The organism is Pseudomonas sp. B21-054 (assembly GCF_026016345.1).
Lineage (GTDB): Bacteria > Pseudomonadota > Gammaproteobacteria > Pseudomonadales > Pseudomonadaceae > Aquipseudomonas.
Genome location: NZ_CP087204.1, coordinates 6,836,313 through 6,855,336, shown reverse-complemented (window position 1 = coordinate 6,855,336; position 19,024 = coordinate 6,836,313). Strand labels below are relative to the sequence as shown.

Genomic DNA, 19,024 nt, shown 5'->3' with positions numbered 1-19,024 from the left:
GGATATCCCCTAAGTTGAAAGCCGGTGAGGCAAAAACAAGCGGCCATTGTAGCGAGCAGACGCGCACTTATCCACATGCAGGTTGCTGATCACCCATGATTTATCAATGCCTTAACAGAAAGAAAGACGACAGGCGGTCAGTGGATAAGCTCTGTGGATAACCGCCCCTGAGGTCGTTGCACAAGTGGGGGCGAAAGTCTGTGGGTAACCGTCCTGTGGATAACTTGCCATTCCACACACAGCTTATCCGACAGCGCAGCACAGGCTGGCCACTGCTTTCCCCTGTAGTTGTCATTCTCCGTACATGGCGAATTACAAGGGCTGTGACTGGTTATCCACAGACAAGGGCGAGCCTTGCTTTTATAAGCTTTACAGAAAAGCTTTAAATAATTCCCTTCTTTATTTCTATATCTAGCGCTGTGTGGGAATCCGCCGAAGCGGCCGGATATCTATTTAAAGGAAACGCTGGTTGGAAATTGACCTAGAGGCTTGCTTTCTCTAGAATCCCCGGTCTCTTAAAACGGGGGCCATTCCGGCCCGTTGTGGACGAACCAGGTAACACGACATGAAACGTACTTTCCAACCAAGCACTATCAAACGCGCTCGTACCCACGGTTTCCGTGCTCGCATGGCTACCAAGAACGGTCGTGCCGTCCTGTCGCGTCGTCGCGCCAAAGGTCGTGCGCGTCTGGCAGTTTGATAATCCGGCACTGGAGGTGAGTCAGGACTTCAGTCGGGAAAAGCGTCTGCTTACACCCCGGCATTTCAAGGCAGTCTTTGACTCCCCTACCGGCAAGGTTCCGGGGAAAAATCTCCTGCTCCTTGCGCGCAACAACGATCTCGATCACCCCCGACTAGGGCTGGTTATCGGGAAAAAGAGCGTCAAGCTCTCCGTTCAGCGCAATCGCCTCAAACGTCTGATGCGCGAATCGTTTCGCCTGAACCAGGATTCACTGGTCGGCTGGGACATCGTTATCGTCGCGCGCAAAGGTTTGGGTGATGTAGAAAACCCCGAATTGATTCAGCATTTCGGCAAGCTCTGGAAGCGTCTGGCACGCAACAAGCCAGTACCAGCAGTCAACACCGAAACTGTAGGGGTAGACAGTCCCGATGCGTAAACTGGCACTCGTTCCGATCCAGTTTTATCGCTATGCCATTAGTCCCCTGATGGCCAATCACTGTCGTTTCTACCCCAGTTGTTCCTGCTACGCGTATGAAGCCATAGAAAATCATGGCCTTCTGCGCGGTGGCTGGCTGACCTTTCGTCGTTTAGGTCGCTGTCATCCGTGGAATCCCGGCGGTTATGACCCGGTTCCGCCTATCCCTACCTCCCGTTCTTCTTCGATGGCCGAGTAATCATGGATATCAAACGCACGATCCTGATCGTCGCCCTGGCAATCGTGTCCTATGTCATGGTCCTTAAATGGAACCAGGACTATGGCCAGGCTGCCCTGCCGACTCAGAATGTTGCAGCCAGCAATACCGCACCGAGCCTGCCGGATACCCCTACGGGTACCAGCGCTGCCAGCAATGACGACATTCCGCGCGCGGCAAATGATACCAGTGCCCCAGCCGAAGCCCCTGTGGCTGCAAGCAAGGATCTGATTCAGGTCAAGACCGACGTGCTCGAACTGGCAATCGATCCACAAGGTGGTGACATCGCCCAGCTGAAGCTACCGTTGTATCCACGTCGCCAGGACCATCCGGACATTCCGTTCCAGCTGTTCGACAACGGTAACGAGCTGACCTATCTGGCCCAGAGCGGCTTGATCGGCACCAACGGTCCGGATGCGAGCCCGGCCGGTCGCCCGGTTTATTCCGCCGAGAAGAAGACTTATCAACTGGCCGATGGTCAGGACCAATTGGTCGTGGACCTGAAGTTCAGCAAGGATGGCGTCAACTACATCAAGCGTTTCGCGTTGAAACGTGGCCTGTATGACGTGACCGTTTCCTACCTGATCGACAACCAGAGCGCACAGCCTTGGTCCGGCGCGATGTTTGCGCAATTGAAGCGTGATGCCAGTTCGGATCCATCTTCGAGCACCGCCACCGGCACCGCGACCTACCTGGGCGCCGCCCTGTGGACAAGTTCGGAGCCGTACAAGAAAGTGTCCATGAAAGACATGGACAAGGCGCAGCTCAAGGAAACCGTTCAAGGTGGTTGGGTTGCCTGGTTGCAGCACTATTTTGTAACTGCCTGGATCCCGCAGAAGGGCGAAAGCAACATCGTCCAGACGCGTAAAGACAGCAAAGGCAATTACATCATCGGTTACACCGGCCCGGCGTTGACCGCTGCGCCAGGTGCCAAAGCCGAAACCAGCGCCATTCTGTATGCCGGCCCTAAAAGCCAGGCCGTATTGAAGGAGTTGTCCCCAGGCCTGGAACTGACCGTGGACTACGGTTTCCTGTGGTTCATTGCCCAGCCGATCTTCTGGCTGCTGCAACATATCCACAGCCTCGTCGGTAACTGGGGCTGGTCGATCATCTTCCTGACCATGCTGATCAAAGGGCTCTTCTTCCCGTTGTCGGCCGCCAGCTACAAATCCATGGCTCGCATGCGCGCCGTCGCACCGAAACTGGCAGCTCTGAAAGAGCAACATGGCGATGACCGGCAGAAAATGTCCCAGGCCATGATGGAGCTGTACAAGAAAGAGAAGATCAACCCGCTGGGTGGTTGCTTGCCGATTCTTGTGCAGATGCCGGTATTCCTGTCGCTGTACTGGGTGCTGCTGGAAAGTGTGGAGATGCGTCAGGCACCGTTCATGCTGTGGATTACCGACCTGTCGATCAAGGATCCGTTCTTTATCCTGCCGATCATCATGGGCGCGACCATGTTCATCCAGCAGCAGCTGAACCCGACCCCTCCGGACCCAATGCAGGCGAAGGTCATGAAGATGATGCCGATTATCTTCACCTTCTTCTTCCTCTGGTTCCCGGCTGGCCTGGTGCTGTACTGGGTAGTGAACAACGTGTTGTCCATTACTCAACAGTGGTACATCACGCGTAAGATCGAAGCGGCTACGAAAAAAGCCGAGGCGTAACTTGCTCTGTGGATAACCACACAAAACGCCCCCTAGTGGGGCGTTTTGCTATCTGCCACTTTTGTCTGGGTACCGGTTTATGAGCACACCGCGTGAAACCATTGCTGCCGTCGCCACCGCCCAAGGTCGCGGTGGTGTCGGTATCGTCCGTATTTCTGGACCTTTGGCCAGTGTCGCAGCCAAGGCTATCAGCGGCCGCGAACTCAAACCGCGGTTTGCCCACTACGGCCCCTTCTTCAGTGATGACCAGCAGGTACTCGACGAAGGCCTGGCCTTGTATTTCCCGGGGCCTAACTCGTTCACCGGTGAAGACGTACTGGAACTGCAGGGGCATGGCGGTCCGATCGTGCTGGACATGCTGCTCAAGCGCTGCCTGGAACTGGGCTGTCGCCTGGCCCGGCCGGGGGAGTTCAGCGAACGGGCATTCCTCAACGACAAGCTCGACCTGGCCCAGGCCGAAGCCATTGCCGACTTGATCGAAGCCAGTTCGGCACAGGCCGCGCGCAATGCGTTGCGTTCCTTGCAGGGCGCATTTTCACAGCGTGTGCATAACCTCACCGAGCAATTGATCGGTCTGCGGATTTACGTCGAGGCTGCGATCGACTTTCCGGAAGAAGAAATAGACTTCCTCGCTGATGGCCACGTGTTGAGCATGCTCGATAAAGTGCGCGATGAGTTATCCACAGTACTGCGAGAGGCGGGTCAGGGAGCCTTGTTGCGTGACGGCATGACCGTGGTGATCGCAGGACGGCCAAATGCTGGCAAATCCAGCCTCTTGAACGCCCTGGCCGGACGTGAGGCCGCCATTGTCACGGAAATTGCTGGCACTACCCGGGATATCCTGCGCGAACATATCCACATCGATGGCATGCCGCTCCATGTGGTGGACACGGCGGGTCTGCGCGATACCGACGACCAGGTGGAGAAGATCGGTGTCGAGCGAGCGTTAAAGGCCATTGGCGAGGCTGACCGGGTCTTGCTGGTGGTGGATGCCACCGCGCCGGAAGCGGACGATCCATTTGCCCTGTGGCCTGAATTCCTTGAGATCCGCCCGGATCCGGCCAAAGTCACCTTGATTCGCAACAAGGCCGACCTGACTGGGGAAGCGATTGTTCTCGAAGTCAGCGGCGATGGCCACGTGACTATCAGCCTGAGCGCGAAATCCGCGGGAGAAGGCCTGGAATTGCTGCGCGAACACCTCAAGGCCTGCATGGGCTACGAACAAACCTCGGAAAGCAGCTTCAGCGCCCGCCGTCGTCACCTTGAAGCCCTGCGCCACGCCAGCGCGTCGCTGGAGCATGGGCGGGCACAACTGACCCTGGCGGGTGCCGGTGAGTTGCTGGCCGAAGATTTGCGCCAGGCTCAACAGTCCCTTGGGGAAATCACCGGCGCCTTTAGCTCCGATGACTTGCTGGGGCGGATCTTTTCCAGCTTCTGCATCGGCAAGTAACCTCGCTTAGCTAAAAACCGGGCTTGCCCTCGAGCGTCTATCGAGGCGAATCAAGTCCGGTTTCCTTCCTATCCAGAACGATTGCCCTTCATGGCGGCTTGTCCGTGGGCATCGATCTGTCGGCCAGAGGGTCATTTCGGTGGATTAAGCCCTGTGAATAACTGCCCTTGAGGTAGGTTGATAAACCCCCTTGAAAACTGAAGATAACCGGCTCTGTGGATAACCAAGCCATTCATCCACAGGCTTACACCGGTTATCCAAGCCCCTCATTGCCACCTGACCACAGGGTTTTGAATCCCTGTACATATTGAAAATAAAGGCCTGTAGCGATTTATCCACAGATAAGTGCTTCAGTAAGAATAAACATAAAAACAAAGGTTTTATAAATTTCTTTCTTTTTAATTTCTTTAACCGCGAGTTCTCCACAGCTGGTTAAATTTTGTGCAAAGGGTTCTTTAGGAAAGGCGAAGTCCCTATACTTGCCGACCTGGCTCGAAAAACGCTCTGGCCAGGCTCAATACCTATTTTCCGAATTACCTGAATTAAGCAGGCACGAGGTGCGTGGTGGATTTCCCTTCCCGTTTTGAAGTGATCGTCATCGGCGGCGGTCATGCCGGTACCGAGGCAGCACTTGCATCAGCACGCATGGGGGCAAAAACCCTGCTGCTGACGCATAACGTGGAAACCCTTGGCGCCATGAGCTGCAACCCTGCCATTGGCGGGATCGGCAAAAGCCACCTGGTCAAGGAAATCGATGCCTTGGGTGGTGCGATGGCCATGGCCACCGATAAGGGCGGTATCCAGTTTCGCGTGTTGAACAGCCGCAAGGGCCCAGCCGTGCGCGCTACTCGTGCCCAGGCCGACCGAGTCCTGTACAAGGCCGCTGTCCGCGAAATCCTGGAAAACCAGCCGAACCTGTGGATATTTCAACAAGCGGCCGATGACCTGATCGTCGAGCAGGACCAAGTACGCGGTGTCGTCACGCAAATGGGCCTGCGTTTCCTCGCTGATTCCGTAGTGCTGACCACCGGGACCTTCCTCGGCGGACTTATCCACATTGGTTTGCAGAATTTTTCCGGCGGTCGCGCGGGTGATCCGCCGTCGATTGCTCTGGCTCACCGTCTGCGTGAGCTGCCATTGCGTGTCGGGCGCTTGAAGACCGGTACGCCACCGCGTATCGACGGTCGGTCTGTGGATTTCTCGGTAATGGCCGAGCAGCCTGGCGATACGCCGATCCCGGTCATGTCGTTCATGGGCAACAAGGAACAACATCCACGGCAAGTCAGTTGCTGGATCACCCACACCAATGCCCGCACCCATGAAATCATTGCGGCGAACCTCGATCGTTCGCCGATGTATTCCGCTGCCGGTGAAATCGAAGGTGTCGGCCCGCGCTATTGCCCGTCGATCGAAGACAAGATCCATCGCTTTGCCGACAAGGAAAGCCACCAGGTCTTCATCGAGCCGGAAGGCCTGACCACACATGAGCTGTACCCGAACGGCATCTCCACTTCCCTGCCGTTCGATGTGCAATTGCAGATCGTGCAATCGATTCGCGGCATGGAAAACGCCCACATCGTTCGCCCCGGCTACGCCATCGAATACGACTATTTCGATCCACGTGACCTGAAGTACAGCCTGGAAACCAAAGTCATCGGCGGCTTGTTCTTCGCCGGGCAGATCAACGGCACCACCGGTTACGAAGAGGCCGGCGCCCAAGGGTTGTTGGCCGGTGCCAACGCGGCACTGCGGGCCCAGGGCAAAGACAGCTGGTGCCCGCGCCGCGACGAGGCATACATCGGTGTGCTGGTGGATGACCTGATTACCCTGGGTACCCAGGAACCGTATCGGATGTTCACGTCCCGCGCCGAATATCGCCTGATCCTGCGTGAAGATAACGCCGACCTGCGCCTGACCGAAAAAGGTCGCGAGTTGGGTCTGGTGGATGACGTGCGCTGGGCCGCTTTCTGCACGAAACGCGAAAGCATCGAACTGGAAGAACAACGCCTGAAAAGCACCTGGGTTCGTCCCGGTACCGAGCAGGGCGATGCCATTGCAGCAAAATTCGGCACGCCACTGACCCACGAATACAACCTGCTCAACCTCTTGAGTCGCCCGGAAATCGATTACGCGGGGCTGGTGGAAGTGACCGGCGAGGGCGCGGAAGATCCGCAGGTGGCCGAACAGGTCGAGATCAAGACCAAATACGCCGGTTACATCGACCGTCAGCAGGATGAAATCGCCCGCCTGCGCGCCAGCGAAGACACCAAGCTGCCTGTGGATATCGATTACACCGGGATTTCGGGGTTATCGAAAGAAATCCAGAGCAAGCTCGGTGCGACCCGTCCAGAGACCCTGGGCCAGGCCTCGCGCATTCCTGGCGTCACGCCGGCGGCGATTTCCCTGTTGATGATTCATTTGAAAAAACGCGGCGCGGGCCGCCAGTTGGAGCAAAGCGCTTGAGTTCGATGGTCACCTCGCAACACGCTGAAGAGTTATCCACAGGTGCCCGTGAACTCGGCGTCAGCCTGAGCGAAGCCCAGCACGCGCAATTGCTGGGTTATCTGGCGCTGTTGATCAAATGGAACAAGGCCTACAACCTGACCGCCGTGCGCGATCCGGATGAAATGGTCTCGCGGCATTTGCTCGACAGCCTCAGCGTCATGTCCTTTATCGAAAACGGTCGCTGGCTGGACGTTGGCAGTGGGGGTGGCATGCCTGGAATCCCGCTGGCGATCCTGTTTCCCGACTCGCAAGTGACCTGCCTGGACAGCAACGGCAAGAAAACCCGCTTCCTGACCCAGGTCAAACTCGAACTCAAACTGGATAACCTCCAAGTTATCCACAGCCGTGTCGAAGCGTTCCAACCTGCGCAGCCATTCAACGGGATCATCTCCCGGGCGTTCAGCAGCATGGAGAATTTCAGCAACTGGACTCGCCACCTGGGCGACGCCGATACGCGCTGGCTGGCAATGAAGGGCGTTCATCCGGCCGATGAGCTGGTAGCATTGCCGGCAGACTTCCACCTCGATAGCGAACACGCCTTGGCCGTACCCGGTTGCCAAGGCCAACGCCATCTGCTGATACTGCGCCGCACGGCATGATTGGGAACACAAGCAAGAATGGCTAAGGTATTCGCGATAGCGAACCAGAAGGGTGGTGTGGGCAAGACCACCACCTGTATCAACCTCGCAGCATCCCTGGTCGCGACCAAGCGCCGGGTGTTGTTGATCGATCTCGATCCACAGGGCAACGCCACCATGGGTAGCGGTGTGGATAAACATGGCCTGGAAAACTCCATCTACGACGTACTGATCGGCGAATGCGATCTGGGTCAGGCCATGCATTTTTCCGAACACGGCGGTTATCAACTGCTGCCGGCCAACCGTGACCTGACGGCGGCCGAAGTGGTGCTGCTGGAAATGCAGATGAAGGAAAGCCGTCTGCGCAGCGCCTTGGCGCCGATCCGGGAAAACTATGACTACATCCTGATCGACTGCCCGCCATCGCTGTCGATGCTGACCCTCAACGCCCTGGTGGCCGCCGATGGGGTCATTATCCCCATGCAGTGCGAATACTTCGCCCTCGAAGGCCTGAGCGACCTTGTGGATAACATCAAGCGCATCGCCGAACTGCTGAACCCGGAACTGAAAGTCGAAGGCCTGCTGCGGACCATGTACGACCCGCGCCTGAGCCTGATGAACGACGTATCGGCCCAGCTCAAGGAGCACTTCGGCGAGCAGCTCTACGATACGGTCATCCCGCGGAACATCCGCTTGGCCGAAGCGCCCAGCTACGGCATGCCGGCCCTGGCCTACGACAAACAATCCCGTGGTGCGCTGGCTTACTTGGCCCTGGCGGGCGAGATGGTTCGCCGTCAGCGCCGTAACCCACGCACCGCTGCAGCCCAGCCAACTTAAGGAAACCCCATGGCCGTCAAGAAACGAGGTCTCGGACGTGGACTGGATGCACTGCTCAGTGGTCCTACTGTCAGTTCGCTGGAAGAGCAGGCCGTGCAGGTCGATCAACGCGAGTTGCAACATCTGCCCCTGGACCTGATCCAGCGCGGCAAATACCAGCCGCGCCGGGACATGGACCCCCAGGCGCTGGAAGAACTGGCCCAGTCGATCAAAAGCCAGGGCGTGATGCAGCCGATTGTGGTGCGTCCCATCGCCAACGGGCGCTTCGAGATCATCGCCGGTGAACGCCGCTGGCGCGCCAGCCAGCAGGCCGGCCAGGAAACCATCCCGGCGATGGTCCGTGATGTGCCGGATGAAACCGCCATCGCCATGGCACTGATCGAGAATATCCAGCGCGAAGATCTCAACCCAATTGAAGAAGCCGTGGCCCTGCAACGTTTGCAGCAGGAGTTCCAGCTGACCCAGCAGCAGGTCGCCGAGGCGGTGGGCAAGTCCCGCGTGACCGTGGCCAACCTGTTGCGGCTGATCGCGTTACCGGAAGTCATCAAGACCATGCTGTCCCATGGCGATCTGGAAATGGGCCATGCCCGTGCATTGCTCGGTTTGCCGGAAAATCAACAGGTTGAAGGGGCGCGACATGTTGTCGCACGAGGTCTCACCGTGCGCCAAACCGAGGCACTGGTGCGTCAGTGGCTCAGTGGCAAACCGGCCCCTGTCGAAGCGCCCAAAACCGATCCCGATATCGCTCGACTGGAACAGCGCCTGGCCGAGCGCCTGGGCTCTGCGGTGCAGATTCGCCACGGGAAGAAGGGCAAAGGGCAGTTGGTGATTGGCTATAACTCCCTGGATGAGTTGCAGGGTGTCCTTGCACACATTCGCTGAAACAATTGCTCATGTAGCGCGCAGTCGGAAATCACTACCTGGCAGTTGAATAGGGGCAGAACCGCCCCTATACTCTGCGCGCATTTTGTCGGCACAAATTATGCCAAGTTATTGAATTCTGGCAGCCGACCATTGGAGAGCAAAAGCGATGGAAACCCGCACGCCAAACCGCTTGCCGTTCCATCGTCTGGCAGTTTTCCCGGTTTTGATGGCCCAATTCACCGTTGTACTGATCGCCGCATTGGCGCTCTGGCAATGGAAAGGAGTCGTCGCCGGATACTCAGGACTTTGCGGAGGCCTGATAGCCTTGCTTCCCAATATTTACTTTGCTCACAGGGCCTTTCGGTTTTCCGGCGCCCGAGCAGCCCAAGCCATCGTCCGGTCTTTTTATGCCGGCGAGGCGGGGAAACTGATTTTGACGGCAGTGCTGTTTGCATTGACGTTCGCAGGTGTGAAGCCATTGGCACCACTGGCTGTATTCGGTGTCTTCTTGCTGACCCAACTGGTTAGCTGGTTCGCTCCCCTGCTAATGAGAACAAGACTTTCGAGACCTTAGGGCGTTTGAGGCAACCATGGCAGAGACAACCGCTTCGGGCTATATCCAGCACCACTTGCAGAACCTGACCTTCGGTCAGCTACCCAACGGCGGCTGGGGCTTCGCCCACTCCGCAGCAGAAGCCAAGGAAATGGGTTTCTGGGCTTTCCACGTCGATACCCTCGGCTGGTCGGTCGCATTGGGTCTGATCTTCGTTCTTCTTTTCCGCATGGCGGCCAAGAAGGCGACTTCCGGTCAGCCTGGTGCACTGCAGAACTTCGTTGAAGTACTGGTCGAATTCGTCGATGGCAGCGTGAAAGACAGCTTCCACGGCCGTAGCCCGGTGATCGCGCCGCTGGCACTGACCATCTTCGTCTGGGTGTTCCTGATGAACGCTGTCGACCTGGTACCGGTCGACTGGATTCCTCAGCTGGCCATCCTTATCTCCGGTGACCACCACATCCCATTCCGCGCCGTGTCGACTACCGACCCGAACGCGACCCTGGGCATGGCGTTCTCGGTCTTCGCACTGATCATTTTCTATAGCATCAAGGTCAAGGGCATCGGCGGCTTCATCGGCGAACTGACCCTGCACCCGTTCGGCAGCAAGAACATCCTGGTTCAAGCCCTGCTGATCCCGGTGAACTTCCTGCTGGAATTCGTGACCCTGATCGCCAAGCCAATCTCTCTGGCCCTGCGTCTGTTCGGCAACATGTATGCCGGCGAGCTGGTGTTCATCCTGATCGCTGTGATGTTCGGCAGCGGCCTGCTCTGGCTCAGCGGCCTGGGCGTGGTCCTGCAGTGGGCGTGGGCTGTGTTCCACATCCTGATCATCACCTTGCAGGCGTTCATCTTCATGATGCTGACCATCGTCTACCTGTCGATGGCGCACGAAGAAAACCATTAAGGCCAGTCTCGACTAGTCTGATGTCCTTCCCGGTCAAACGGGGAGGGCCCGACCAGGGCACGGAAACGATTTGTTTTACCGCTTTAATCTAAAAAACCTAAACCATACGACGTAAAAGTCGGGAGGAAAGATGGAAACTGTAGTTGGTCTAACCGCTATCGCTGTTGCACTGTTGATCGGCCTGGGCGCACTGGGTACCGCAATTGGTTTCGGCCTGCTGGGCGGTAAGTTCCTGGAAGGCGCTGCGCGTCAACCAGAAATGGTTCCGATGCTGCAAGTCAAAATGTTCATCGTTGCCGGTCTGCTCGACGCCGTGACCATGATCGGTGTTGGTATCGCTCTGTTCTTCACCTTTGCGAACCCGTTCGTTGGTCAAATCGCTGGCTAATTGCTCGGATGTTTCGAGTGAATTGGTGTGATGGACAACGTAACTGCGAGGTGTTGGCGTGAACATTAATGCGACCCTGATTGGCCAGTCCGTTGCGTTCCTGATTTTTGTACTGTTCTGCATGAAGTTCGTATGGCCTCCGGTCATTGCGGCATTGCACGAACGTCAAAAGAAGATCGCTGATGGTCTGGACGCTGCCAGCCGTGCAGCTCGCGACCTGGAGTTGGCCCATGAGAAAGTGGGTCAGCAACTGCGCGAAGCGAAAGCTCAGGCAGCTGAAATCATCGAGCAAGCCAAGAAACGCGGTACCCAGATTGTCGACGAAGCCCGTGAACAGGCTCGCGTCGAAGCTGACCGTGTGAAGGCTCAGGCTCAAGCCGAGATCGAACAGGAAATCAACAGTGTCAAAGACGCGCTGCGTGCCCAAGTGGGTAGCCTGGCGGTTGGCGGTGCTTCGAAGATCCTGGGTGCCACAATCGATCAAAACGCGCACGCAGAGCTGGTAAATAAACTAGCTGCTGAAATCTAAGCGAGGGCGATCATGGCAGAACTGACCACGTTGGCCCGACCTTACGCTAAGGCGGCCTTCGAGCACGCTCAGGCCCACCAGCAACTGGCCAATTGGTCAGCCATGCTCGGCCTGGCAGCAGCGGTGTCGCAAGACGACACCATGCAGCGCGTGCTCAAGGCCCCGCGACTGACGAGCGCAGAAAAGGCCGCCACGTTCATTGACGTGTGCGGCGACAAGTTCGATGCCAAGGCACAGAATTTCATTCACGTCGTTGCCGAAAACGACCGTCTCCCGCTTCTGCCGGAGATCGCCGTCCTGTTCGACCTGTACAAGGCCGAGCAAGAGAAGTCGGTAGACGTGGAAGTGACCAGTGCTTTTGCATTGAACCAAGAACAGCAAGACAAACTCGCCAAGGTTCTCAGTGCACGACTCAACCGGGAAGTGCGCCTGCAAGTCGAGGAAGACAAGTCCCTGATAGGGGGCGTTGTAATCCGCGCCGGCGACCTGGTTATCGATGGCTCGATTCGCGGCAAACTCGCGAAACTTGCCGAAGCATTGAAATCTTGAGTTTGAAGGGGCAGCAGAGCAATGCAGCAACTCAATCCTTCCGAAATAAGTGAAATTATCAAGGGCCGCATCGACAAGCTCGATGTGACCTCCCAAGCCCGTAACGAAGGCACTGTCGTCAGCGTATCTGACGGCATCGTGCGGATTCACGGTCTGGCCGACGTCATGTACGGCGAGATGATCGAGTTTCCGGGCGGCGTCTACGGTATGGCCCTCAACCTGGAGCAAGACTCTGTAGGTGCCGTGGTATTGGGCGCGTACACCTCTCTTGCTGAAGGCATGAGCGCCAAGTGCACTGGCCGCATCCTCGAGGTTCCGGTAGGTAAGGAACTGCTGGGTCGCGTAGTCGACGCACTGGGTAACCCTGTTGACGGCAAAGGTCCGCTGAACAACACCGAGACCGATGCGGTCGAGAAAGTTGCTCCAGGCGTGATCTGGCGTAAGTCGGTAGACCAGCCTGTACAGACTGGCTACAAGGCTGTCGATGCCATGATCCCTGTCGGCCGTGGCCAGCGTGAGCTGATCATCGGTGACCGTCAGATCGGTAAAACCGCTCTGGCGATCGACGCGATCATCAACCAGAAGAACAGCGGCATTTTCTGCGTCTACGTAGCGATCGGTCAGAAACAATCGACCATCGCCAACGTGGTTCGCAAGCTGGAAGAAAACGGCGCCCTGGCCAACACGATCATCGTGGCCGCCAGTGCTTCGGAATCTCCTGCGCTGCAATTCCTGGCACCGTACTCCGGTTGCACCATGGGCGAATACTTCCGCGACCGCGGTGAAGACGCGCTGATCGTTTATGACGATCTGTCCAAGCAGGCAGTGGCTTACCGCCAGATCTCCCTGCTGCTGCGCCGTCCACCAGGCCGTGAAGCCTACCCAGGCGACGTGTTCTATCTCCACTCCCGTCTGCTGGAACGCGCATCCCGCGTTTCCGAAGAGTACGTAGAGAAGTTCACCAACGGCGCAGTGACTGGCAAGACCGGTTCCCTGACCGCACTGCCGATCATCGAAACCCAGGCTGGCGACGTTTCCGCATTCGTTCCGACCAACGTGATTTCCATCACCGACGGTCAGATCTTCCTGGAATCGGCCATGTTCAACTCGGGCATCCGTCCTGCTGTGAACGCCGGTGTTTCGGTATCCCGTGTGGGTGGTGCCGCTCAGACCAAAATCATCAAGAAGCTCTCCGGTGGTATCCGTACCGCTCTGGCTCAGTACCGTGAACTGGCGGCATTCGCCCAGTTCGCTTCTGACCTGGACGAAGCGACCCGTAAGCAACTTGAGCATGGTCAGCGCGTTACCGAGCTGATGAAGCAGAAGCAATACGCTCCTATGTCGATCGCTGACATGGCGTTGTCGCTGTATGCCGCTGAACGTGGGTTCCTGACTGACGTCGAAATCGCCAAGGTCGGCAGCTTTGAACAAGCGCTGATTGCTTACTTCAACCGCGATCACGCCGATTTGATGGCGAAGATCAACGTGAAGGGTGACTTCAATGACGAAATCGACGCTGGCATGAAAGCCGGTATCGAGAAGTTCAAGGCCACCCAAACCTGGTAAGCCGCAGCGGGAGTCGCAAGGCTCCCGCTTGCTAACCTGATAGGTGTTACATGGCAGGCGCAAAAGAGATTCGCAGTAAGATTGCGAGCATCAAAAGCACGCAAAAGATTACCAGCGCCATGGAAAAAGTGGCGGTCAGCAAAATGCGCAAGGCACAAATGCGCATGGCTGCTAGCCGTCCTTACGCGGAGCGCATCCGCCAGGTTATTGGTCATCTGGCCAACGCCAACCCGGAATATCGCCACCCGTTCATGATCGAACGCGCCATCAAGCGTGTCGGTTACGTCGTGGTGAGCAGTGACCGTGGTCTGTGCGGTGGCTTGAACACCAACCTGTTCAAGGCCCTGGTCAAGGACATGGCTGTAAACCGCGAACAAGGCGTCGAGATCGATCTGTGCGTGATTGGTAGCAAGGGTGCGGCGTTCTTCCGCAACTTCGGCGGTAACGTCGTCGCCGCTATCAGCCACCTGGGTGAAGAGCCGTCGATCAATGACCTGATCGGCAGCGTCAAGGTGATGCTGGATGCTTACCTGGAAGGCCGGATTGACCGTCTTTCCGTGGTGTCCAACAAGTTCATCAACACCATGACGCAACAGCCAACCGTGGAGCAATTGATCCCACTGGTGGCGACCCCGGAACAGGAACTCAAGCACCACTGGGACTACCTCTACGAACCGGATGCCAAGGAGCTGCTTGACGGCTTGATGGTCCGCTACGTGGAGTCGCAGGTGTACCAGGCGGTGGTCGAGAACAACGCAGCTGAACAAGCGGCGCGGATGATCGCGATGAAGAACGCTACCGACAACGCCGGTGATTTGATCAGCGATTTGCAGCTGATCTACAACAAGGCGCGTCAGGCTGCGATCACCCAAGAGATCTCGGAAATCGTCGGCGGCGCTGCCGCGGTTTAACGGTTCAAATATTCAGAGGATCCAGCTATGAGTAGCGGACGTATCGTTCAAATCATCGGCGCCGTTATCGACGTGGAATTCCCACGCGACAGCGTACCGAGCATCTACAACGCGCTGAAAGTACAAGGCGCGGAAACCACTCTGGAAGTTCAGCAGCAGCTGGGCGACGGCGTGGTTCGTACCATTGCGATGGGTTCCACCGAAGGCTTGAAGCGCGGTCTGGACGTCATCGACTCTGGTGCTGCCATCTCCGTACCGGTCGGTAAAGCGACCCTGGGCCGGATCATGGACGTATTGGGCAACCCGATCGACGAAGCTGGCCCGATCGACACCGAAGAGCGCTGGGGCATTCACCGTCCTGCGCCATCCTTCGCTGAACAGGCAGGCGGCAACGACCTGCTGGAAACCGGCATCAAGGTTATCGACCTGGTTTGCCCGTTCGCCAAGGGCGGTAAAGTCGGTCTGTTCGGTGGTGCCGGTGTGGGCAAGACCGTAAACATGATGGAACTGATCCGTAACATCGCCATCGAGCACAGCGGTTATTCCGTGTTCGCCGGTGTGGGTGAACGTACTCGTGAGGGTAACGACTTCTACCACGAGATGAAGGACTCCAACGTTCTGGACAAAGTGGCACTGGTTTACGGTCAGATGAACGAGCCACCGGGAAACCGTCTGCGCGTAGCCCTGACCGGCCTGACCATGGCCGAGAAGTTCCGTGACGAAGGTAACGACGTTCTGCTGTTCGTCGACAACATCTACCGTTACACCCTGGCCGGTACCGAAGTATCCGCACTGCTGGGCCGTATGCCTTCGGCAGTAGGCTACCAGCCGACCCTGGCTGAAGAGATGGGCGTTCTGCAAGAACGTATCACTTCGACCAAGGAAGGTTCGATCACTTCGATCCAAGCGGTATACGTACCTGCGGATGACTTGACCGACCCGTCGCCAGCGACCACCTTCGCCCACTTGGACGCCACCGTCGTTCTGTCCCGTGACATCGCTTCCCTGGGTATCTACCCAGCGGTAGACCCACTGGACTCGACTTCGCGCCAGCTGGACCCGAACGTGATCGGCCAGGAGCACTACGACACCGCTCGCGGCGTCCAGTACGTGCTGCAGCGCTACAAAGAGCTGAAGGACATCATCGCGATCCTGGGTATGGACGAACTGTCGGAAACCGACAAGCAGTTGGTATCCCGCGCTCGTAAGATCCAGCGCTTCTTGTCGCAGCCGTTCTTCGTGGCTGAAGTCTTCACCGGTGCCTCGGGTAAATACGTTTCCCTGAAAGACACCATTGCTGGCTTCAAAGGCATCCTCAACGGTGATTACGACCACCTGCCAGAACAAGCGTTCTACATGGTCGGCGGCATCGAAGAAGCGATCGAGAAAGCCAAGAAACTGTAATCCCGGTGCCCGGCAACGGGCGCTAATTTAGGTTGAGGCAATCAGATGGCTATGACAGTCCATTGCGATATCGTCAGTGCGGAAGGGGAAATCTTCTCCGGTCTGGTCGAGTTTGTGGTTGCGCACGGTGAGCTGGGTGATCTTGGTATCGCCCTGGGTCACGCACCGCTGATCACCAGCTTGAAGCCAGGTCCGATTACTCTGACCAAGCAGGGCGGGGAAAGGGAGGTGTTCTACATCTCCGGTGGTTTCCTCGAGGTTCAGCCGAACATGGTCAAGGTCCTTGCCGACACCGTGCAACGTGCTGCCGACTTGGACGAAGCCTCCGCTCAGGAAGCCGTCAAGGCTGCCGAGAAGGCTTTGCACGAGCGGGGCGCGGAGTTCGACTACGGTTCTGCTGCCGCACGTCTGGCCGAGGCCGCAGCGCAGCTGCGCACCGTCCAGCAGATCCGCAAGAAGTTCGGCGGCTAAGCCGTCTGCTTTCTGTGCGATTGATTAAAAAGGGTAGCCTCGGCTACCCTTTTTTCTTTTCCCGACATTCACCTTCTGGTCGCAGCCGCTGACCACCCAGGATTGGTAGCCAGTCATGTCTCTCGAAATCGTTATCCTCGCGGCCGGTCAAGGCACCCGCATGCGTTCGGTGCTGCCCAAGGTCTTGCACCCGGTGGCCGGCAACTCCATGCTCGGGCATGTTATCCACAGTGCCCGGCAACTTGATCCACAGCGCATTCATGTGGTGATCGGCCACGGTGCCGATGCGGTACGTGAGCGTCTGGCGGCGGATGACCTGAATTTCGTCCTGCAGGACAAGCAACTGGGGACCGGCCATGCCGTGGCCCAGGCCGTACCGTTCATTACCGCCGATACGGTGCTGATTCTCTATGGCGACGTGCCGCTGATCGAAGTCGACACCTTGCAGCGCCTGCTCAAGCATATCGCGCCACAGCAGCTGGGTTTGTTGACCGTCGAGTTGGACGACCCCACCGGCTATGGGCGCATCGTGCGCAACGCCGATGGCCAGGTGACCGCCATCGTCGAACAGAAAGACGCCAACGAAGCCCAGCGCGCTATCACTGAGGGCAACACCGGGATTCTGGCTGTACCGGCTGAGCGTCTGGGCGACTGGATGAGCCGCTTGTCGAACAACAACGCCCAGGGCGAGTACTACCTGACCGATGTGATTGCCATGGCGGTCAGCGACGGGTTGGTGGTCGCCACTGAACAGCCGCTGGACGCAATGGAAGTGCAAGGCGCCAACGATCGTCGGCAACTGGCCGAACTGGAGCGCCACTATCAATTGCGCGCCGCCCGCCGCCTGATGGCGCAAGGTGTGACCCTGCGCGACCCGGCCCGTTTCGACGTGCGCGGTGACGTCAGCGTGGGGCGCGACGTGGTCATCGACATCAACGTCATCCTCGAAGGCAAGGTCGTTATCGAAGACGATGTGGTGATCGGCCCGAACTGTGTGATCAAGGACAGCACCCTGCGCAAAGGCGTGGTGATCAAGGCCAACAGCCACCTTGATGGCGCGGTCATGGGCGAAGGCAGCGATGCCGGCCCGTTTGCCCGTCTGCGTCCCGGTACCGTGCTGGAAGCCCACGCCCATGTGGGTAACTTTGTCGAGCTCAAGAACGCCCACATGGGCGAAGGCGCCAAGGCCGGTCACCTGACCTACCTGGGTGATGCTGAAATCGGCGCTCGCACCAACATTGGCGCCGGTACGATCACCTGTAATTACGACGGCGCCAATAAGTATCGGACGACCATTGGCGAGGATGTGTTCATCGGTTCCAACAACTCACTGGTGGCGCCTGTGACCATCGGTGATGGCTCTAACACGGCCGCAGGGTCAACCATCAACCAGGATGTGGATAAGTCCCAACTCGCTGTGGCGCGTGCTCGTCAGCGCAACATCGACGGCTGGAAACGCCCGGTAAAAATCAAGAAAAGCTAAGTTATCCACAGATCACTCTGTGGGAGCGTGCTTGCTCGCGATAGCGACGGTAAATCCTGCATTAATGCAGCTGAACCACTGCTAATCGCGAGCAAGCTCGCTCCCACAGGAATCGTATGATTTCTGAATTTTTCTCCCCTCGCCTTGACGATTTCGCTGCAATAGGTTTTGATTAGTTACGTTATCTTTCGAATCGAAACTTATATCGCCATGTCAAAGCGCAATACACCACAACGACGCCACAATATTCTTGCTTTGCTCCAAGCCCAGGGCGAGGTTAGCGTGGATGAATTGGCCAAGCGCTTCGAAACCTCGGAAGTTACGATTCGCAAGGATCTCGCCGCCCTGGAGAGCAACGGCTTGTTGTTGCGTCGTTACGGTGGCGCGGTTTCCATGCCGCAGGAATTGGTGGCTGATAACGGCCAAACGGTCTCCAAATACAAACAAGCCATTGCCCGGGCCGCCGTGAAGCGGATCCGTGAACATGCGCGCATCATCATCGACAGCGGCAGCACCACGGCGGCCATGATTCCCGAGCTTGGCCAGCAGCCCGGCCTGGTGGTGATGACCAATTCCCTGCACGTGGCCAGCGCCTTGAGCGAACTGGAGCACGAGCCGGTGCTGTTGATGACCGGTGGCACCTGGGACCCTCACTCCGAATCATTTCAGGGCCAGGTCGCCGAGCAGGTCTTGCGTTCCTACGACTTCGACCAGTTGTTCATCGGCGCCGACGGCATCGATCTGGTTCGTGGTACCACCACCTTCAACGAACTGCTGGGCCTGAGCCGGGTGATGGCTGAGGTAGCCCGTGAAGTGATCGTGATGGTGGAGGCCGACAAGATCGGCCGAAAAATCCCCAACCTGGAACTGCCGTGGAGCAGCGTCCATACCCTCATTACCGATGATCGCCTGCCCGTAGAGGCCCGTGATCAGATTCAGGCGCGCGGCATTACTGTGATCTGCGCGCCTGTCAGCCAGGAGAAATAGC

General features: G+C 57.6%; 20 protein-coding genes. All 20 read left to right on the top strand.

The annotated features are described in order from the left end of the window. Positions 1–565 precede the first annotated feature (565 nt). The 20 genes from rpmH to LOY70_RS29865 all read left to right on the top strand — a co-directional run bounded on the left by rpmH (position 566) and on the right by LOY70_RS29865 (position 19,023). The gene (gene rpmH / locus LOY70_RS29960) at positions 566–700 is read left to right on the top strand and encodes a 50S ribosomal protein L34 (protein ID WP_003213577.1); all 135 of its coding nucleotides are present in this window, start codon (positions 566–568) and stop codon (positions 698–700) included. 16 nt (positions 701–716) lie between these two features. Then, positions 717–1,118: a ribonuclease P protein component gene (rnpA, locus tag LOY70_RS29955; protein WP_025216287.1), complete on the top strand. Its 402-nt coding sequence runs from the start codon at positions 717–719 to the stop codon at positions 1,116–1,118. Next, the gene (gene yidD / locus LOY70_RS29950) at positions 1,111–1,356 is read left to right on the top strand and encodes a membrane protein insertion efficiency factor YidD (protein WP_080921994.1); all 246 of its coding nucleotides are present in this window, start codon (positions 1,111–1,113) and stop codon (positions 1,354–1,356) included. Before rnpA ends, yidD begins: the two co-directional genes overlap by 8 nt. 2 nt (positions 1,357–1,358) lie before the next feature. After that, positions 1,359–3,041, top strand: coding sequence for a membrane protein insertase YidC (yidC, locus tag LOY70_RS29945; protein ID WP_265032266.1), 1,683 nt, complete (start codon positions 1,359–1,361; stop codon positions 3,039–3,041). A 79-nt stretch (positions 3,042–3,120) separates the two neighbouring features. Beyond that, a complete protein-coding gene (mnmE, locus tag LOY70_RS29940; protein WP_265032264.1) occupies positions 3,121–4,491 on the top strand; it encodes a tRNA uridine-5-carboxymethylaminomethyl(34) synthesis GTPase MnmE in 1,371 nt (456 codons plus the stop codon). 564 nt (positions 4,492–5,055) lie between these two features. Continuing rightward, on the top strand, positions 5,056–6,954 hold the full coding sequence (gene mnmG / locus LOY70_RS29935) for a tRNA uridine-5-carboxymethylaminomethyl(34) synthesis enzyme MnmG (RefSeq protein ID WP_265032263.1): 1,899 nt from the start codon (positions 5,056–5,058) through the stop codon (positions 6,952–6,954). 5 nt (positions 6,955–6,959) lie between these two features. Beyond that, positions 6,960–7,595 (top strand): 16S rRNA (guanine(527)-N(7))-methyltransferase RsmG, encoded by a 636-nt coding sequence (gene rsmG / locus LOY70_RS29930; RefSeq protein ID WP_265038236.1) that lies wholly within the window; start codon positions 6,960–6,962, stop codon positions 7,593–7,595. Between the two features lie 18 nt (positions 7,596–7,613). Continuing rightward, a complete protein-coding gene (locus tag LOY70_RS29925) occupies positions 7,614–8,411 on the top strand; it encodes a ParA family protein (protein WP_003187199.1) in 798 nt (265 codons plus the stop codon). A gap of 9 nt (positions 8,412–8,420) precedes the next feature. After that, positions 8,421–9,293 (top strand): ParB/RepB/Spo0J family partition protein, encoded by an 873-nt coding sequence (locus LOY70_RS29920; protein ID WP_003207098.1) that lies wholly within the window; start codon positions 8,421–8,423, stop codon positions 9,291–9,293. A 148-nt stretch (positions 9,294–9,441) separates the two neighbouring features. After that, complete coding sequence (locus tag LOY70_RS29915) at positions 9,442–9,849, top strand: F0F1 ATP synthase subunit I (RefSeq protein ID WP_123344552.1); 408 nt, start codon at positions 9,442–9,444, stop codon at positions 9,847–9,849. Positions 9,850–9,865: 16 nt separating this feature from the next. Continuing rightward, the gene (gene atpB, locus LOY70_RS29910; protein WP_003187195.1) at positions 9,866–10,735 is read left to right on the top strand and encodes a F0F1 ATP synthase subunit A; all 870 of its coding nucleotides are present in this window, start codon (positions 9,866–9,868) and stop codon (positions 10,733–10,735) included. 130 nt (positions 10,736–10,865) lie between these two features. Next, the gene (atpE, locus tag LOY70_RS29905) at positions 10,866–11,123 is read left to right on the top strand and encodes a F0F1 ATP synthase subunit C (RefSeq protein ID WP_003097235.1); all 258 of its coding nucleotides are present in this window, start codon (positions 10,866–10,868) and stop codon (positions 11,121–11,123) included. 58 nt (positions 11,124–11,181) lie between these two features. Continuing rightward, entirely contained in the window at positions 11,182–11,652 is a 471-nt protein-coding gene (locus LOY70_RS29900) for a F0F1 ATP synthase subunit B (protein ID WP_123414053.1), read from the top strand. Between the two features lie 12 nt (positions 11,653–11,664). Continuing rightward, a complete protein-coding gene (locus tag LOY70_RS29895) occupies positions 11,665–12,201 on the top strand; it encodes a F0F1 ATP synthase subunit delta (RefSeq protein ID WP_025216280.1) in 537 nt (178 codons plus the stop codon). A 21-nt stretch (positions 12,202–12,222) separates the two neighbouring features. Further along, positions 12,223–13,767, top strand: coding sequence for a F0F1 ATP synthase subunit alpha (gene atpA / locus LOY70_RS29890; protein WP_025216279.1), 1,545 nt, complete (start codon positions 12,223–12,225; stop codon positions 13,765–13,767). Between the two features lie 50 nt (positions 13,768–13,817). Next, the gene (gene atpG / locus LOY70_RS29885; protein ID WP_092399613.1) at positions 13,818–14,678 is read left to right on the top strand and encodes a F0F1 ATP synthase subunit gamma; all 861 of its coding nucleotides are present in this window, start codon (positions 13,818–13,820) and stop codon (positions 14,676–14,678) included. 27 nt (positions 14,679–14,705) lie between these two features. Then, the gene (gene atpD, locus LOY70_RS29880) at positions 14,706–16,082 is read left to right on the top strand and encodes a F0F1 ATP synthase subunit beta (RefSeq protein ID WP_020294925.1); all 1,377 of its coding nucleotides are present in this window, start codon (positions 14,706–14,708) and stop codon (positions 16,080–16,082) included. Between the two features lie 45 nt (positions 16,083–16,127). Further along, positions 16,128–16,553, top strand: coding sequence for a F0F1 ATP synthase subunit epsilon (locus LOY70_RS29875; RefSeq protein WP_060739915.1), 426 nt, complete (start codon positions 16,128–16,130; stop codon positions 16,551–16,553). A 115-nt stretch (positions 16,554–16,668) separates the two neighbouring features. After that, complete coding sequence (glmU, locus tag LOY70_RS29870; RefSeq protein WP_265032248.1) at positions 16,669–18,036, top strand: bifunctional UDP-N-acetylglucosamine diphosphorylase/glucosamine-1-phosphate N-acetyltransferase GlmU; 1,368 nt, start codon at positions 16,669–16,671, stop codon at positions 18,034–18,036. Between the two features lie 210 nt (positions 18,037–18,246). Beyond that, entirely contained in the window at positions 18,247–19,023 is a 777-nt protein-coding gene (locus tag LOY70_RS29865) for a DeoR/GlpR family DNA-binding transcription regulator (RefSeq protein WP_265032247.1), read from the top strand. The last annotated feature ends 1 nt before the right edge of the window (position 19,024 follow it).